Source organism: uncultured Porphyromonas sp. (assembly GCF_900541275.1).
In the GTDB taxonomy this organism is placed as follows: Bacteria; Bacteroidota; Bacteroidia; order Bacteroidales; family Porphyromonadaceae; genus Porphyromonas_A.
The window spans coordinates 225,625-243,288 of sequence record NZ_UQJH01000001.1; the positions used below are offsets into that span (position 1 = coordinate 225,625).

15 protein-coding genes are annotated in these 17,664 nt (G+C 53.2%); 4 read left to right on the forward strand and 11 right to left on the reverse strand.

All coding sequences use genetic code 11. The features are described 5' to 3' along the window. The first annotated feature begins 625 nt into the window (after window positions 1–625). The 4 genes from dapB to QZR17_RS00940 all read left to right on the forward strand — a co-directional run bounded on the left by dapB (window position 626) and on the right by QZR17_RS00940 (window position 4,674). On the forward strand, window positions 626–1,357 hold the full coding sequence (dapB, locus tag QZR17_RS00925) for a 4-hydroxy-tetrahydrodipicolinate reductase (protein ID WP_297126512.1): 732 nt from the start codon (window positions 626–628) through the stop codon (window positions 1,355–1,357). Between the two features lies 1 nt (window position 1,358). Next, a complete protein-coding gene (gene lepB, locus QZR17_RS00930) occupies window positions 1,359–2,777 on the forward strand; it encodes a signal peptidase I (RefSeq protein WP_297126513.1) in 1,419 nt (472 codons plus the stop codon). Between the two features lie 62 nt (window positions 2,778–2,839). Beyond that, complete coding sequence (locus QZR17_RS00935) at window positions 2,840–3,391, forward strand: WbqC family protein (RefSeq protein WP_297126514.1); 552 nt, start codon at window positions 2,840–2,842, stop codon at window positions 3,389–3,391. Further along, window positions 3,388–4,674: a M64 family metallopeptidase gene (locus QZR17_RS00940; protein ID WP_297126515.1), complete on the forward strand. Its 1,287-nt coding sequence runs from the start codon at window positions 3,388–3,390 to the stop codon at window positions 4,672–4,674. Before QZR17_RS00935 ends, QZR17_RS00940 begins: the two co-directional genes overlap by 4 nt. A gap of 10 nt (window positions 4,675–4,684) precedes the next feature. On the opposite strand, the gene QZR17_RS00945 is transcribed toward QZR17_RS00940, so the two are convergent. The 11 genes from QZR17_RS00945 to QZR17_RS00995 form a co-directional block, all read right to left on the reverse strand. Then, window positions 4,685–5,605: an amidinotransferase gene (locus tag QZR17_RS00945; protein ID WP_297126516.1), complete on the reverse strand. Its 921-nt coding sequence runs from the start codon at window positions 5,603–5,605 to the stop codon at window positions 4,685–4,687. 18 nt (window positions 5,606–5,623) lie between these two features. Then, window positions 5,624–6,502, reverse strand: coding sequence for a tRNA (adenosine(37)-N6)-dimethylallyltransferase MiaA (miaA, locus tag QZR17_RS00950; RefSeq protein WP_297126517.1), 879 nt, complete (start codon window positions 6,500–6,502; stop codon window positions 5,624–5,626). Continuing rightward, complete coding sequence (locus tag QZR17_RS00955) at window positions 6,499–7,122, reverse strand: hypothetical protein (RefSeq protein ID WP_296163092.1); 624 nt, start codon at window positions 7,120–7,122, stop codon at window positions 6,499–6,501. Before QZR17_RS00955 ends, miaA begins: the two co-directional genes overlap by 4 nt. Window positions 7,123–7,132: 10 nt before the next feature. Then, complete coding sequence (gene lpxA / locus QZR17_RS00960; RefSeq protein ID WP_297126518.1) at window positions 7,133–7,924, reverse strand: acyl-ACP--UDP-N-acetylglucosamine O-acyltransferase; 792 nt, start codon at window positions 7,922–7,924, stop codon at window positions 7,133–7,135. Window positions 7,925–7,931: 7 nt separating this feature from the next. Continuing rightward, window positions 7,932–9,326, reverse strand: coding sequence for a bifunctional UDP-3-O-[3-hydroxymyristoyl] N-acetylglucosamine deacetylase/3-hydroxyacyl-ACP dehydratase (locus QZR17_RS00965; protein ID WP_297126519.1), 1,395 nt, complete (start codon window positions 9,324–9,326; stop codon window positions 7,932–7,934). A 5-nt stretch (window positions 9,327–9,331) separates the two neighbouring features. Then, window positions 9,332–10,408, reverse strand: coding sequence for a UDP-3-O-(3-hydroxymyristoyl)glucosamine N-acyltransferase (gene lpxD, locus QZR17_RS00970; protein ID WP_297126520.1), 1,077 nt, complete (start codon window positions 10,406–10,408; stop codon window positions 9,332–9,334). A gap of 12 nt (window positions 10,409–10,420) precedes the next feature. Then, window positions 10,421–11,251 (reverse strand): orotidine-5'-phosphate decarboxylase, encoded by an 831-nt coding sequence (gene pyrF / locus QZR17_RS00975; protein WP_297126521.1) that lies wholly within the window; start codon window positions 11,249–11,251, stop codon window positions 10,421–10,423. Window positions 11,252–11,511: 260 nt separating this feature from the next. After that, window positions 11,512–12,552, reverse strand: a complete 1,041-nt coding sequence (locus QZR17_RS00980; RefSeq protein ID WP_297126522.1) for a branched-chain amino acid aminotransferase — start codon at window positions 12,550–12,552, stop codon at window positions 11,512–11,514. 18 nt (window positions 12,553–12,570) lie between these two features. Continuing rightward, window positions 12,571–13,905 (reverse strand): glycoside hydrolase family 57 protein, encoded by a 1,335-nt coding sequence (locus QZR17_RS00985; RefSeq protein WP_297126523.1) that lies wholly within the window; start codon window positions 13,903–13,905, stop codon window positions 12,571–12,573. A gap of 54 nt (window positions 13,906–13,959) precedes the next feature. Next, a complete protein-coding gene (locus QZR17_RS00990) occupies window positions 13,960–15,222 on the reverse strand; it encodes a glycosyltransferase family 4 protein (protein ID WP_297126524.1) in 1,263 nt (420 codons plus the stop codon). A 28-nt stretch (window positions 15,223–15,250) separates the two neighbouring features. Next, window positions 15,251–17,344, reverse strand: coding sequence for a glycogen debranching enzyme N-terminal domain-containing protein (locus QZR17_RS00995; RefSeq protein WP_297126526.1), 2,094 nt, complete (start codon window positions 17,342–17,344; stop codon window positions 15,251–15,253). Window positions 17,345–17,664: the final 320 nt, after the last annotated feature.

Below are 17,664 nucleotides of genomic sequence, written 5' to 3' on the forward strand. Positions count from 1 at the left end.
ACAAAGTTAAGCAAACCCCTTCATATCGCTATAACGACCCAGACCAACCATAGTTGTGGCATATTGGAGGTGAGGTATGCTCTTATGCCTTACGATGATTGTGAGTGCGTAGATACAGGGAGCAGACGTATTACGTAACTGAGTGTAATATCTTAAGACTGGTAGCTGGTGAGACTTCGGTGACTCGGTGAAGATAGGGTGGTATTATTGATTATTTTTACTCAGCATATATACCCTTCCAACCGCCTACTTAACATAATCTCTATTATGGATAAAAATAGGTTTGAACAAAATTCGTACAGCACCTTTGCTGCAAATAATGCTGAGCAGGTGCTGTAGAGTCACCGCAGTCGTGACCTATCAAGAGGTGGCGTGAAAACAGAGCAAAACTCCCCGCACACCATAGTGAATTCTTTTACCGGTATTAGTCGCGACTAATACCGGTAAAAGAATTCACTAATACCGATATTAGCACACCGTCAGATCGAGTAAGCTCTTGACTGATCTGCAAAGTCCCTGAGCTCAAATGCTCGAGATGTGAGGCTATGTTGATAATTGATTACATTTGTGACCACTTCTGTCAGCTACGGAAGTTTACACCGAGCAAATCACATATATAGTTGCAATGAAAATAACTCTGATAGGATATGGACGTATGGGTCATGCCATTGAGCAGGTGGCCCATAGCCGGGGGCACGAGATCGTTGGACGCATTGACAAGGACGATCAAGCATCTATCCCCTCCGAGACTGATGTCGTCATCGACTTCTCTACTCCTGACAGCGCCTATAGTAATATTTGTAGAGCGATCGAGAGTGGCTTTCCCGTGGTCAGTGGTACTACCGGGTGGACCGATCGTATGGAGGAGATCCGGGCGCAGGTCAGAGAGCGTGATGGGGCTTTCTTTTACTCGTCCAACTTCAGCATCGGAGTCTTCCTCTTCCGTCACTTGGTGAGAGAGGCCGCTAAGCTGATAAATAATCTCCCCCAGTACTCAGAGGTTCAGATGGAGGAGGTACACCACATCCATAAGCTCGACTACCCCAGTGGCACTGCCCTGACTGTTGCCGGTGACATTATCTCGGAGATGGATCGATACAGAGACGCAAAGGCCTATCTCGGTAATGCAGAGATGCCTACCATAGCTGAGGACCAGATACTTATACACTCTCTTCGTGAGGGAGAGGTGCCCGGCATCCACCGAGTAGCCTTTGGCAGTCCTCAGGATGTGATCAGGATGGAGCATGAAGCCTTTGGGAGAGAGGGCTTTGCAATGGGGGCGGTGATGGCTGCAGAGTTTTTACGAGGTAAGAAGGGATGGTACGGCATGGAGGATATGCTGCACTTCGATAAGTGATATGAAAACGATAGACTTCAAGGCTGTCCCCAAGCGGGATTGGATCAAGTTTGGCGCTTGGGCGATCGCCCTACTCTTATTTGCCATTTGGGTGGGCAGTGTGTGGCTCTTTGTGGTCCCTACCCTGCTGATTTTTGACAATTATATCACCCACATTATCCCCTGGCGGTGGTGGCAGAGCTCCTCGAGTAAGACTCTGCGCAGCACGATGCGACTCGTAGAGGACATCGTTGTCGTCCTGATAGCGGTACAGGTACTCAATATCTTTTTCTTCCAAAACTTCAAGATCCCCTCTTCCTCCCTGGAGAAGACCTCACTTGTGGGCGATCACCTCTTTGTCTCTAAGCTGAGTTTTGGACCGAGATTACCGATGACCCCGCTCGCTTTTCCTTTGGTGCACAATCAATTCCCCTGGAATGGGAAGAAAGCCTACATCGATAAGCCTCAGCTCCCCTATAAGCGCATCAGCGGTCTTGGTCGTCTTAAGCGAAATGAGCTGGTAGTCTTCAATTTCCCCGCCGGAGACACTGTCCCACTTAAGGTGACCAATCCTGACTACTACACCCTCTGTCACCTCTATGGGAGAGATCGGATCTGGAGTGATCCTCGCACGTTTGGCAAGGTGGTCGCACGTCCCGTGGATATGAGAGATCACTATGTCAAGCGCTGTGTAGGGCTTCCCGGAGATGATCTTGAGGTGCGACACAACGCCCTTTATATCAATGCGAAGGAGGTTGATACACCGCCTCACGCTCAGCTCAATTACTTCGTACAGACCGATGGCACGATGCTGTCGGAGGATGAGCTGTATGAGCTGGGGGTGGCTCGAGACGATATCGCTCTGCTGGATGGGCTAGACCAGTCTTACTATCCTCTCTATGAGCAGCTGGGCTTTACCGGAGATATGACTAAGGGCTTCGGGCTGATCTACCATCTGCCCCTCACCAAGTCTATGCGGGAAACGCTGCAAAAGCACAGTGGGGTCCTCCATATCGAGGTGGAGCCTGATCCCGGACAGTCGGTCTTCACGACATACCCTCTTAGTGACTTATTTGACTGGACGAGGGATAACTATGGACCGATCCACATCCCGGCCAAGGGCGAGACAATCCCTCTAACAGCGGAAAATCTGGCACTCTATGAGCGGTGCATCCGGAACTTTGAGCATCACACGGTAGAGAAGACCACATCGGGTGTACTGATAGATGGCAAGCCAGCCTCGTCGTACACCTTTGAGATGGACTACTACTTCATGATGGGAGATAATAGGCACAACTCTGCCGACTCCAGAGCCTGGGGCTTCGTCCCTGAGGATCACATCGTTGGCAAGCCTCTCTTCGTCTGGCTATCGCTGGATAAGGATAGGGACCTCCTCCACGGCAAGATCCGGTGGCGGAGATTTGGAACTGTGCTGAAGTAAGGAAAAGTGGTATGCTCTCTCTGCCCACCCTCTTTGCTCCTGCAATCCTGCAGGTCAAACTGATGATGGATCATCCTAATGCGGTGATCAACGTGAGTGAGCAGTATCAGAAGCAGACGCTCCGCAATCGGACCTATTTCCTTACCCCACAGGGCGCTACACCTTTTACGATACCGGTGGAGCGCTTTGCCTACCCCTCTCCGCCCACGTCAGAGATCTATCTTGCCGAGCACGATCACTGGAGACATCGGCTGGAGGAGGCACTGCGCTCCTCGTACTGCTCCACGCCCTACTGGCAGTTTTATGAGGATCAAGTGATCTCTCTCTGTCATTGTGAGGTGGGAGGTAGGCTCATTGACTTCAATCAGCATTGGCTCACCTTTATCCTCGGAGAGTGGCGTATTCCTACCCCCACGATAGTATCTGAGGGTGTGAGAGATGAGGCTCAGAGGTCTGACATCGCCCTACCCTCTCAGCTGCGTGAAGGTAGGGCGGTCCTACCGAGGTACTGGCAGGTCTTTGAGGATCAGAGTGGATTCGTACCCAACCTGTCAGCACTCGACCTACTCTTTCACTTAGGTCTGGAGGGCCGACTTTATCTCAATAGGCTATGAATAAGATCTTTCGACTGACTCTGCTGCTATGTGCACACCTTCTCCTGCCCTGTCGCCTTATAGCCCAGGACTTCGGAGAGTACTTTATCGACCAGACCCTACGCCTGGACTATATCTTCTCCGGAAATGCCAGTGTTCAGGACATCTCCCTGCTGGCTTACTACAAGATTCCTCGCTGGTATGGCAAGAGGCATCGCTTAGCCGAGACGCCGATGAAGGGGAATGGCACGATCACAGTCAGAGACCTTGCCACCGGGAGGGTGATCTACAAGCATCCTTTCTCGTCGCTCTTTCAGGAGTGGCTGAGTTACCCACAAGCACAGGAGAGTGGCAGGAGAGCCTTTGAGAATGTCTCTCTGATCCCTATGCCGAAGCAACCGGTGGAGGTTAGTCTCGAGCTCCGAAATAGCCGTCACGATGTCATTGCCTCCATGACACAGCGCATAAACCCGCACGATATACTGATGACCCCGCTCGGTGAGCAGGGTATCCTGCCCTACACCACTCTTCAAGCCCCCAAGGACAGTTCTCGAGCAATCCATATAGCATTTGTAGCTGACGGCTATACGGAGGATGAGATGGAGGACTACTTGGCGGACGCCCATAAGGCTGTAGAGTCGATCTTCGGGCACGAGCCCTTCAAGTCTTTGCGTGACCGCTTCTCGATCATAGCAGTTCGCTCTCCCTCAGCAGAGAGCGGTGCTTCCATTCCCTCTAAGGGGATCTGGAGGGACACCGCGCTCGGCTCACACTTTGACACCTTCTATAGTGAGCGCTACCTCACGACACTACACCTCCGCAAGCTGCACGACCTCCTCGCCGGGACGCCCTACGAGCATATCATCGTACTGGTCAATACACCCCACTATGGCGGAGGCGGGATACTCAATTCGTACAACCTCTCGATGACTAAGCATCCGGCATTTGTCCCAGTGGTGACGCATGAGTTTGGACACAGCTTTGCCGGACTGGCGGACGAGTATGCTTACGAGGCAGAGCAGATACCGATGTATCCGACCGATGTGGAGCCGTGGGAGCAGAATATCACTACGCTGAAGGAATTTAGTGCCAAGTGGGTCGACCTGCTACCCGCAGAGGTGTCCGCCATACCGACTCCAGAGGAGTGCAACTATCCCGTGGGGGTGTACGAAGGAGCCGGCTATAGCCTTAAGGGTGTCTACAGACCCTCTAAGGACTGTCGTATGAGGACCAATACCAATCCTGAGTTTTGCCCGGTTTGCCAGAGGGCAATCCGCGAAGTGATTGACTTCTACACAGACTAAGAAGCACCGATCAGTACCTCCTGACCAAGGGCTGAGTGGTGCACCGGAGCAAGCCTCCCAGCTTGCTCACCTCCCTGTATGGGGTCGTCAGCACTTCCAGTCCTCGGGTCTCAAGCCAACCCTTCAGCCTCGCGAAGGAGCTGTCTATGATCACCTTTCGCGGGGAGAGACTAAAGATATTTGTATTCATCTCAAAGAACTCCTCACGTGTAATGGAGAAGACATTCTCCGGACCGAAGAGTGAAACAAGGAACTCATAGTCAGAGTAGTGGCGGAATGCACCCGGGAAGATGATTGCCAAGCCCTCCCCTACCGGCTGGAAGGCACAGTCAAGGTGCAAGACGCCCCGATAGGGGTCGTGGTCATCCTTGATCAACTGCAGTGGGATGATCTCTCGTCCAGGGAAAAGACCCTTGAGGAAGCCTATGGCATACTTGTTGGTTCGTGCGGTGCTGTAGCGGTCGAAGTCGGTTGTCAGGTGGCATCCCAAGAGTATCCGTCCATCTCTAAGTAGCGTCACATCGCCACCCTCCACTGAGACGTAATCGGGTGCCGTCACTATCTTATCCGGCTCGATCTGAGACCAGATCGCATCGTACGCCTTCATCTCCTGCTCTCTATCCGCAATGATATTGGCACGGACAAACGTATCTCCGATGACAAACCCCACATCCCGAGCAAAGATCTGTTGCATACCCCTATGTCGACCGGGGCGCAAGACAGTCACGCCCTCCCTCTCCATCAGTGAGACAAATGCCTCCACTTCGCGATTGAGATCCTCATCCAGAGGATATTGGTCGTGAAGGATGGTGTGGTACGTCTTGGCGTCGTAAGCTTCCTCCAGTGCCGGAGGCTCACCATTATGGAAAGCGACACCGGCCACGACCGTATCCAGCTCTCCTACTTCGTCTAATATCTTTAAGTCAATCATAGTAAGGCAAATATAGGATTAATTCTCCTTCTCCTCCAAGTTTAGCAGCCTGATGCCCGGTATTTTCTCAAAGAATGTGATCTGCTTCCTAGCGTACACTCGGCTATTTTTCTTCACCCTATGGATTGCTTCGTCCAGCGAGCATTGGCCATCCAAATATTGGATCACCTCCTTGTACCCGATGGTATTAAGCGCATTGCAGTCCCGATATGGGAGTAGACTACGAACCTCCTCGACAAGCCCGCTCTGAAACATCTGGTCCACCCGCCGATTGATCCTCTCATAGAGGATAGGACGGGGACGAAATAGACCCCATACCTCATGCTCATATGGAAAGATGCGTGGAGTATGGGTGTGCCAAGAGGAAAAGGGACGGTGGGTGGTAAGCCAGACCTCCAGCGCACGGATCATCCGCTTGTGGTTATTGCCATCCACGGAGGCGAGGTACTGAGGGTCCACCTCCGCCAGTCGGGACTTGATGGGACCGATCCCATGAGCCTCAAAGCACTCCCACAGTTGTCGCCTTACCTCAGGATCCGGCTCAGGGATAGGATCCATCCGGTAGAGGAGCGCCTGAATGTACATCATCGATCCGCCAACGACAAGAGCGGTATCATGAGTCGTGAGTACCTCATCAACGACTGCGAGGGCATCTGCTGCGTAGTCGTATGCATTGTAGGGCTCGGTGACCTCACGCGTAGTCACGAAGTAGTGACGGATCTCACTCATAGCCTCAGGAGAGGGGGCATCGGTCCCGATGCTCATCCCTCTGTAGAGCTGCCTGGAGTCAGCCGATATGATAGGTATGGAGAGCGAACGAGCCAGCTCTACGGCATAAGCGGACTTACCCACTCCGGTAGGTCCGGTCAGGATGATCAGCCGCTTATCTTTCGTCAAAGGGGAAAGTCCTCAGTGGGGACCTCGTTGTCAAATTCCCCCGACTCATCTGAGGTGCCAAAGCCCTCAGGATCGATCTCTGTGCTGTCGAAGGCATCGCTCCCATACTCATCGGGAGTAGACTCCTCATTCAGCTTCTTCTTTCCTGTCTCGACAACCTCAGCGTCGACGGACTTGACCTTCGGCTCCTCCTTTTTCTTGACCTCCTCCGGCAATCTCTGGAGTGGCGGCTCTCCCTCTGATCGAGAAAGGACATAGGAAGAAGGGAGACTACCGGAGCTGATCTCGCGTAGCTCTATGTAAAATGCCCTCGACCGGTCAGGGTCATAGAATAGCATTAGTCGCTGTCGCTCAGTGTCAAGGAGCTCAGAGAGACGCGTGCGCTCCATAAGGAACACATCCTCATCAGAGCGGCTGTGGGGTGGCTCCACCTCATAGATCGTCACCTTTTGACTCCAAGTATGGTCAGTAATATGGATCAGACTTGGCTCCACAGGAGAGTAGCCGATCTCATCGTAGAGTGCGTTGCGCAGATCGCCAAAGGTGGCCTCACTGCCGATCCTGAGGTCTCGACGGAAGGATCGAGCTTCCGGAGAAACGATGACAAAACGATAGATCATACTCAGAGTCTCAGCCCTTCACTATTCCGCGCTTGGAGTTACGAATAAAGTCCAGTATTCTGCGTCGCTCTGGAGTGTCATCCAGAGACGACTTAATCTCCTCTAAGGCATCGCTCACATTAAGTCCCTGAGCATAGAGGATGCGGTAGGCATCGCCGATGAGGCTGATCTCGCCCTCAGTAAAATCCCTCCGACGGAGACCGACCAGATTGATCCCACAGAAGGCAATCGGCTCACGTGCTACCACAGCATAGGGAGGTATATCCTTAGTCACCTTACTGCCTCCCTGCGTCATACTATGACGTCCGATGCGGGTGAACTGATGCACTAAGACTGAACCGCTTAGGATTGCCCAGTCGTCTATCTCCACTTCACCGGCGATCTGCGATGCGTTACCGATAATCACGTGATCTCCAAGTACGCAGTCGTGTGCCACATGTGCATAGGCCATAATGAGGCAGTCGCTACCTATGACGGTCTTGTCACGTGAGGCGGTACCACGACTCACGGTGACATACTCACGGATCACCGTCCTATCACCTATGTAAGCGGTCGTTTCCTCGCCCCTAAACTTCAGGTCCTGAGGCACCCCGGCGATCACTGCGTAGGGATGGATCTCACAGTGGCAGCCGATCCTGGCACCAGACCTGACTATTGCCCCGGCATGGATATGCGTCCCGGTACCTATCTCCACATTGTCCTCAACAATTGCAAAAGCATCGATCCGGACACCCTCTCCCAATACCGCTCCGGCATTGACAAGTGCCAGCTGGCTGATAGATATATTCTTCTCTTCTGTCATTTTCCTATCATTCACCCTCGTTATTAGCCACCACCTTGGCCACCACCTCTGTCTCGCAGACGATATTGTCCCCTACGTAGCCCACACCACGTACTCGAGCAAATCCATGACGTACAGGTGCCAGAGGCTTGACACGAAATATCACCGTATCCCCAGGCATTACTTTTTGTCTGAATCGGGCATTCTCAATGCGTGCTAGGTAGGTCGAGTGTGGTCCTGGCTCATCCATTATGTGGAGTACGAGGATCCCCGCAATCTGAGCAATCGACTCCACGAGCAGCACCCCGGGGACAATGGGTTCACCGGGGAAGTGTCCCACGAAGAAAGGATCTCCGGCAGAGTAATTCTTTAGTCCTATAGCCTGATCGACAGTGAGATCTAACATCCTATCCACCATGAGCATCGGGTAGCGGTGGGGCAATATCCGCATAATCTCACGGGTGTCGAGTAGTGGCTTTGCACTTAGGTCGACAGCGGGGGGGAGGGACTCCTCCCCCTCAATCTCCTCAAAGAGCTTCATACAAAGCCTGCCATTGATGGTATGACCCGGCTTTGTGGCAATCACACGTCCCATGATCCGACAGCCTGCAAGTGCCAGATCTCCCAGCACGTCGAGGAGCTTGTGTCGTGCAGGTTCATTTGGGTAAGCAAGTGGTCTGTGACTGATGTAACCAAGCGTAGAGGCGTCACTGTGATCCACCCCAAGCTCATCTGAGAGCTTGTCGAGATCGGTCTGAGCGAGCTGACGATCGTAGATCACCAGCGCATTGTCCAGATCCCCACCCTTGATCAGATTATTAGCAACCAGAGCCTGCACCTCTCTCACGAAGACAAAAGTCCTCGCCGGGGCTATCTCACCGGCAAAGTCATCTCCTATCTCATAGGACGCATACTGATGAGTCAGGATGGGAGAGTCGTAAGAGATCAGCGCATCAACAGCGAAAGTATCATCCGGAAGGAGTGTCAGCCTTGCACCCGATGCTTCATCAAAGACCTCGATCTTACGCTGCACTTTGTAGACTCTTGCTTTAGCGCTCTGCTCCGCGAGACCTACTTCGCCGATCTTATCAACGTAAGGCTTAGCGCTTCCGTCCAAGATCGGTGCCTCAGGTCCGTCTAGCTCGATGAGGCAATTGTCTACCCCCATAGCCGACAGCGCTGCCATCATATGCTCGATAGTGCAGACAGAGAAGTCCCCATCTCTCAATGTCGTGCAGCGATCGGACTGAGTGGCATACCGGACGAGGGCGGGCAAGATAGGCTTACTCGGCAGGTCGGTCCTACAGATACGGATGCCGTGATTCTCCTCCGCTGGCAAGGCTCTGAGGTGGATATACCGCCCGGTGTGTAGGCCCTTACCCTCCAGCTCAAACGATCCTCCCAGGGTGTGTTGGTACGCCATTTCGATCACTCTCCGTCTTTTGTCTTACTAATCTCTCTTAGCTTATCCAGCTCTTCTCTCAGGCGCTTCACCTCCTTGGAGAGGTCGTAGATCTGCTTATCTAACAGAGGAAGACGATCGACCACGGCAGCGCTTCGCATCGCCTTGACGTAAGGTCTCCCGGGGTAGCCAAACCAGCTGCTACCCTCCTCCTCAATGCTCGCCATAATGCCTGTCTTAGCCCCAAAGGTCACACGATCGGCAGTCTTAAGATGACCGGCTATACCCACCTGTCCCCCCAGTCGATTCCACTGGCCGATGGTTGTCGAGCCGGCAACGCCGGACTGAGCAGCAATAGCAGTATGCTCCTTCACCTCGCAATTATGGGCGATCTGGACGAGGTTGTCGATCTTTACCCCACGCCGTATGATCGTTGCGTCAAGGACCGCACGATCAATGCAGGCATTAGCCCCTATCTCCACATCATCCTCAAGGATTACCTTACCGGTCTGGGGGATCTTGTCCCATCCCTCAGCAGTGGGGGCAAATCCAAATCCATCTGCCCCTAAGACCGCTCCCGAGTGAAGGATGCATCGGTCTCCGACGATCGTTCGGTTGCTGATCGTCACCTGCTGATAGATCTTACAGTCCGCCCCCACGAGGCAGTCCTCACCTATGTATACCTGAGCACGGACGATCGTACGGGGACCCACCTTACTGTTCCTACCTATATAGACAAAAGGTCCCACAGAAGCTGTCGGATCCACATCAGCAGACGGATCCACAATGGCAAATTGCGAGATCCCCGCCTCCGGCTCGGACCCATCGCGGATCACGCTCAACAACTTTGCCAAGCTGTCATAAGGGTCTGCTACACGGATCAGGGTCGCCTTCACTTCAGAGGTCGGCTGATAGTCAGCCTGCACCAGCACCGCACTACACTTAGTCGTATAGAGGTAATGCTCATAGGTAGGATTAGCGAGGAAAGTCAGTGTCCCTGCCTTCCCATTCTCTATCCCGCCAAAGTCATGAAGCTCCACATTAGGGTCTCCATCGACCACCCCATGAAGGAAGTCGGCCACCTCCTGAGCTGTATATCTCATAAGCTTGTCTTCTCAAATAACGTGATGCTTCCTAAGCTCGCACTCCATCTCCACCTGCAAGGCGAGACTCTTTGCTCGCGCTGCCTCAGCAAAGTCCTCCCCCTTGGAGGCAAAGATAATACCGCGTGATGAGTTTACTATAAGACCACACTCACTAGTCATGCCATAGCTGCACACCTCCTCGAGTGATCCGCCCTGCTTACCCACACCGGGTACGAGGAGGAAATACTCGGGAGCGATCTCGCGGATCTGACTGAAGAGCGTCGCCTGTGTTGCCCCAGCGACAAACATCAGCTGCTCATCACTGGCCCACGAGGTCGCTGTCTCTAGGACAGCCTGATAGAGCAGCCGTCCACCCTCCAATCTCAAGTGCTGGAAGTCTGCCGAGCCGGCATTGGATGTAAGGGCAAGGAGCACCGTCCAGCGGTCCTTATACGCTAGGAAAGGAGAGATGCTGTCTCGACCCATATAGGGAGCAGTGGTGACGGCATCCGCTCCCAGCTCCTCGAAGGCAGCTCGCGCATACTGTGCCGAGGTATTACCGATATCCCCTCGCTTGGCATCGAGGATCACCATAATCTCAGGATACTTATTATGAATATACTCAATAGTCTTCCCGAGTACCTCCAAGCCCTCAGCGCCTAATGGCTCATAGAATGCCTCATTGGGCTTATATGCCACGACAATGTCTGCCGTAGCATCGATGATCGCTTTATTGAAAGTCAAGACTCCCTCAGCAGTCTGAGGGAGATGAGGAGGAAGTAGAGTGGAGTCACTATCCAGACCGACACAGAGGAAGGACTTCTTACGTCTGATCTGGTCAATAAGTTTCTGCTTATTCATTTCTCAGTATCCGTATTGCATTCGGGCAAAGGTAATGATTTTTGCCCAAATCTGCTGCGCAGCTTTCGTCCCCTAGTACCACCGATTGGGCTAAATCTGCAGTAACTGGATGTATAGTAGTACGGACCATATAAAGGGGATATTCAGAGGCACAGAAAAGAGCTATGAGGCTAATGCAAAGCGAGATGCACTACGATAAGGTCAAGACAATTCCGTACAGAGTTAAAGACGGGGCATTGATATAATATTGGTGATGGATTTCACTCTGCCCCGGGCTGCAGATCGACCTCAGTCAGCCAGCCGTGACGGTCGGGAAGTCTGCCGGATTGTATGCCGGTGAGGTGGTCGTAGAGCTCACGGCAGACCGGGCCCGGCTCATCGCCATAGTCGTATATCCTACCTGTATCGAGGTCGACTATCTTGCTGATGGGACATATCACAGCGGCAGTACCACAGGCAGCGGCTTCATCAAGGGTACTTAGCTCCTCCACAGGGACGGGTCGTCGCTCCACTGTTAACCCTAGATCGCCAGCGATGGTCATCAGACTATCGTTGGTCACAGAGGCGAGGATCGACTTGGACTGCGGGGTAATGTATGTTTTCCCCCTTATCCCAAAGAAATTGGCCGATCCACACTCGTCAATGAACTTCTTCTCTTGCGGATCTAAGAAAAGGCATCCCCCTCGATAGCCCTCCTCATACGCCTCATGCATCGCACGGAAAGAGGCAGCGTAGTTGCCGCCCACCTTAAACCTCCCTGTGCCTCGCGGAGCCGCCCGGTCATACGATCGCTGGATCACTACTGGTACAGAGGTGACACCACGCTTGAAGTATGGCCCCACTGGGCAAGCATAAATCGAGAAGAGGTACTCGCTGCTCTCGCTCACACCGACATGAGGTCCCATACCTATCACAAGAGGTCTTAAGTAGAGGGCAGCACCTGAGCCGTAGGGAGGCACAAAGCGGCTATTATGCTTCACCACCAATTGGCATGCCTCTAAGAAAAGATCCTCCGGCACCTCGGGCATCATAATCCCGGCACAGGAGTTTTGTAGGCGTCGAGCATTCTCCTCAGGTCTGAAGAGACAGACTCGACCATCCTGACATCGAAAGGCCTTGAGTCCCTCAAAGGCCTGCTGGCCATAATTAAGCCCCGTGGCTGCGAGATGAACCGCCACCGTTGGGTCGGCACACAGCTCAGGCCTGCTCCACACCCCCCTAGAGTAATAGCTCCGAACGTTATAGTCCGTAGGATAATAACCGAAAGTCAGTGACTCCCAGTTGGTCTCTTCTTGTGGCATTGCTTAGCTCTCTTGCTCTTACTTTGCTTTTTTGGTGGTACTGGTACGCTTGACTGGCTTTTCCGCTCTCAGCTTATGGAGCTCCTCCTGTAGTGCTGTGATCTCCTCGCCCTGGTTCTCGATCGTCTTGAGGAGTGCATTGAGCTCTTCATTCTCGATCGAGCTGGGGTACTCCTCCTCTACGCGGAGGTGGAAGTCGCTCAGCACATTCATGTAGTTATTGAAGGCATCGTAGGGACTGCTGTATGGACTATAGAGACCGGAGTCCTTATTCTCCATAGCTGTGGACATATAGAGGAAGTGGTCACTGCTCTGGAGGTAGGCCCAGTCTTGCTTGATCCTCCTATTGCCACTCATACGGGTCCGCTCTGTCCACTCCACCAGCTTACCGAAGGCCTCCTGCTGGAGGATGTTGCCGAGCCAGGACTTTGTTGTCTTCTCCTCCTCGGACCAAGAGATGGTGTCCAGGACGCTGATCTCATCCTCCGGCTGGAGCTGAGCAAAGACCTCGGATGGTGTCGCCATCTCCAGCCCGGCTCGCTCGATGTACTCCGGTAGTGCTCGGAAGAAGTCGAAGATCCCCGATGAGGCAGGACATAGATTACCAAGCACATCGTAGCTCATATCGAGGTAGGTCACCTGTTCCCCCTTGCCCCGATCAGCGAGCCAAGAGGCGTACTTGTCGGCTGTCAGCGGATACTCGTCCCAGCTCTGATCGCAGAAGCGTCGAGAGAGGTCCTCCGACAGAGCGGCATGCCTCATCAGGAGATGAAGCTCAGGCACTACTGCACTTTGGTAGACGAAGTCGGGACTCTTCCATCCCAGCACATGCTTAGCACCCTCGGTAAGCATTCCGTGGAATCCCATCTCCGAGACTGCAAGAGCAATGTCGTCATCATAGAGGAGCTCGGTGTTGCGTAGCACCTTTGGCTCGTAATTGAATATCGCCTTGAGAGCCGTGACATGCATCCCCACCTGACCCTTAAACTCCGCCTTGGACGGGGCAAGAGAGGATAGACTATGGGCGTAAGGCTCTGCCAGTAGCTCCACGCATCCGGTCTCAGTGAGCTTACGGAAGCTGTCGATTAGCTCCGGCGTGTACATCTCTATCTGATCCAAAGCAGTTCCGGAGATAGCGAAAGCGACCTTCACCCTACCCTTTGACTCCTGGATCAGGTCGTAGATCATCTTATTAGCCGGCAAATAGGATCGCTCGGCAGCAGACCTCATATACTGCTCGTTGAGAAAGTCATCGAAGTAGTAGTGGTCATTACCTATGTCGAAAAATCGGTAGCGCTTCAGGCGGAAAGGCTGATGCAGCTGAAAGACGAGGCAGAGTTTTTTCTTATCCATAGTAAGAGTTTATCTATCTGGCAGGTTATTCAAAAAAGGTATCAGGGGGTATCATCACCGTCCAAGGACCTGATCGTAGAGACCACGTATCTTGAGCGCCACTTTATCCCAAGTGATCCCGGCTACCTCATCCAGACCCCTCTGAGAGAGGAGATCGTGAAGAGCAGGATAGGTGACGAGAGCGTACATCGCGTCCGCCATAGCATCTACATCCCAGTAGTCGAGCTTGATCGCGTAGGTGAGTATCTCAGAGCATCCTGACTGCTTAGAGATGATACAGGGGACGCCGCACTGCATCGCCTCGAGAGGGGTAATCCCAAAGGGCTCCGATACAGAGGGCATCACGTAGACATCGCTGGCATGGTACACCTCATACACCTGACGACCCTTCATAAAGCCTGTGAAGTGGAAGCGGTCCGAGATGCGCTTCTCCGCTACCAGGCGGATCATCTCATCCATCTTGTCTCCGCTTCCGGCCATCACGAAACGCACATCTCTCTTCTTGGCCAGCACACGTGCTGCCGCCTCCACGAAGTACTCAGGTCCCTTCTGCATTGTCAGTCGACCGAGGAAGGTTATCACTTTATCCTTAACACCTCGCTTATCCGGGATATTGAGGATTGACTCCTCGAGAGGGATCACGGCGTTGTGCACGGCGGTCACCTTGGCGGGATCCTGATGATACTTCTCGATCACTGTCCGACGGGTCAGCTCGCTCACACACATAATATGATCGGCATGGTCCATACCATCCTTCTCAATGGCATAGACAGTGGGATTGACGTTGCCACGACTGCGGTCAAAGTCTGTCGCGTGTACATGGATCACGAGTGGTACTCCGAGGATCTGCTTAGCGTGAATCCCGGCAGGATAGGTCACCCAGTCGTGAGCGTGTACAAGGTCATAGCGATCGGCACGGGCAACGACACCTGCTACGATAGAGTAGTTATTGATCTCATCAATAAGGTTGTCCCCATACTTCCCGGAGAATTGGATGCACCCTATATCGTCCGTCAGCATGTACCTAAAGTCTGCGTAGATGTGATCCCTCAGGTGATAATACATCTCCGGGCTCATCACGCGACCGATCCGCTCCTCGAGGTACTCTCTTGAGGGATCCTGATAGACGATCGGCACCTCGCTGGCTCCGATGATACTCATATACGAGCTGTCCTCATCTCCGGATGGTGCAGGCAGCATGAGTGTAATGTCCATATCCTCCTGCGAGGAAAGTCCCTTGGTGATGCCATAGGTAGCAGTCCCGAGACCTCCGGAGATGTGAGGGGGAAACTCCCAGCCAAGCATAAGTGCTTTCATACGATTACTCCTGTCCTGCTAATGGTGCTTATTCCTTACGCTCTGTGTCGAGAGCCTTATCTCCCCGCTCAGACTCCTCCGTCACTGCTGCCTCCTCATCAGCGCCTCCACGACCTTGGTCAGGCGAGGAGGAGTGGTGAGAGGTCATACTGAGGAAGGAGTCATAGAGGTCTCCCTCCTCATCCCAGATACTCTTGTACTCCACCATACGATTGACGATGCGGAGTATGGCCGAGACGCTCATCATGAAGGAGAGGTCACTCCGCCCTCTGTAGGGCGGAGTCCCGTCATAGATCTCCGAGATGGTGCCGATGCCATTGAGGCTAAGCTCTTCCTCAAAGGGGATAAGCATTCGGTCTACGAAGAAGAGGCCGGTCCGCTTGAAGAGCTTCAGATACGCACTGAGGTAATAGTAAAGGGTCCAGGGCCACGCACCACCCTGTACATATGCGTAGTAGCGCTCTCTCTGATTGCCCCCCGCGTAGCCTTTGTAGAGTGGACTGACCGGTGAGAGCGAGCGCAGCCCCTTAGGGGTCAGTAGCTCCTTGGTCACATAGTCGAGGACCGATCGCTGCAGCTTGCGAGACATAGGTGAGTAGGTTAGTCCCACAGCGATGATCTGACTCGGACGGACGCTCCAGTCGAGCGGACGACCATCAGCCACGTAGTCGAGCAGGTAGCCATGCTCATTGACAAAGGTCCGGATGAAGCTCTCACGTACTTGATCGATCAGCTCCGTCACCTCCTCGTCCTCTTGCAGGTCATATAGGAAACGATAGAAGCAGAGGGCATTATACCACAGAGCATTATACTCCACGATATAGCCACGCCGATCCACAACTGCTGCCCCGTCGATGATCGTTCCCATCCAGGTGATCGGCCGCCGATCCTCTCCCGGATCGGCGTATAGCAGGCCATTTCGCCGCATCTCCAGCAAGGGGACACGACCCTCCCTGATGTAGCGGATCGCTCGTCTGAGTGTCGCACCATATCTCTTTTTCGTCTCCTCCTTACCTGCCCATCGATAGTAGTCCTGGATCGCATTGGCTACCCAGAGGAGGCTGTCCGGCTGCCAGATGTCCTCGATCACCGAATCCTCCTCTCCCTCATCGAGATAAGACCAGATCGCAGGCAGAGCCGTGTCCATTACTTTTTGATAGAGCTCAGGCTCACCGATACCGAAGCTGCACGCTGTGAGCCCCACCATCTCGTCCCTCAGGCGGACCCCATACCAGGGGTATCCAGCCTTGAGGTAAGACTTTCCCGGTCGAGGTTCGTAGTAAAATTGCCGTGCTGAGCGTCTGAGACAAGTAGCAAAGGTATCGGCCACACCATAGCTCCGGAGGGCCTCCTCAAACGTCACTTCCAGAGTCTCCGGGTCAATGGCGCGATCAGATGCAGATAGGATGATATCCTCACCACGGCGGATATTAAGGGAGAAGAAACCAGGGACTGGCAGGTCCTCGACACATGCATTGCCCCGCTCCGCCTCTCTGTCGTAAAAGAAATCTCTATACCATGTCGGCTCCTGGTGCCATACCGCATCATACTTGGAGAGCTGCATATAGAGACGAGGCATCCCCTTATAGAGGCAAAGGGATACCCCATGATCCTCGCTGGTGTAACTCCAGTCGATTTTGTCATTGATATGTGTCAGCTCCCTCACGGTACGGAAAGCTAGCATCGGCATGAGCCTCAGGGTCGTCTCAGAGTGCGCCTCCAAGAGGCGGTAGCGGATCAGGAGCTGATTGATCTTAGACGAGAAGACGATCTCCTTAGAGAGAACTACCCCACCAACGCGATAAATCGTCCGGGGGCACTCCTCAACGGAGAATTCGCGGATATACTTATGCCCGTTTGGACATAGGGTCCCGTCATGATATTTATGCACGGCGAGGTGAAACTCTGCCCCGTGCTGGATCACCGTCTCGTCCATAGATGAGAGGAGCACATCGGGATCGCTCTCCGACGGCACCACCAGTAGCCCATGGTACTTACGCGTATTGCATCCCACGACCGATGAGCAGTGGTAAGCACCACGACTATTGGCATGAAGAAGCTCGAGGGGTAGCGCAGTCCCCAAGTTGGTCATGATACGACGATCAAACTTCTGATAACTCATATACTCTGCTACTTTCGTGACGTGGTCTGACATCCGGCATATCAGTAAGGTACCTCCTTCCCCCAGCATATCTGTGATTCCTTAGGACGTGATCGGTGCCTTCCTCCCTCCTCCCTTCAAATATACAAACAATTTAGATTTCCTCGCTATTTATAACGGGACAAACGGCTATTTGGCAATCAATAGACTCGGCTCTTACTTCTCTTATCGGATACATGATAGCTACTCCCCACACTCTCGCAATAATTTTCGATAGGGATATGGTGGTTTTTCTACCCATAGTTACCATGTAAGGTGTCCGCCATTAAAAGCCCTGTTTC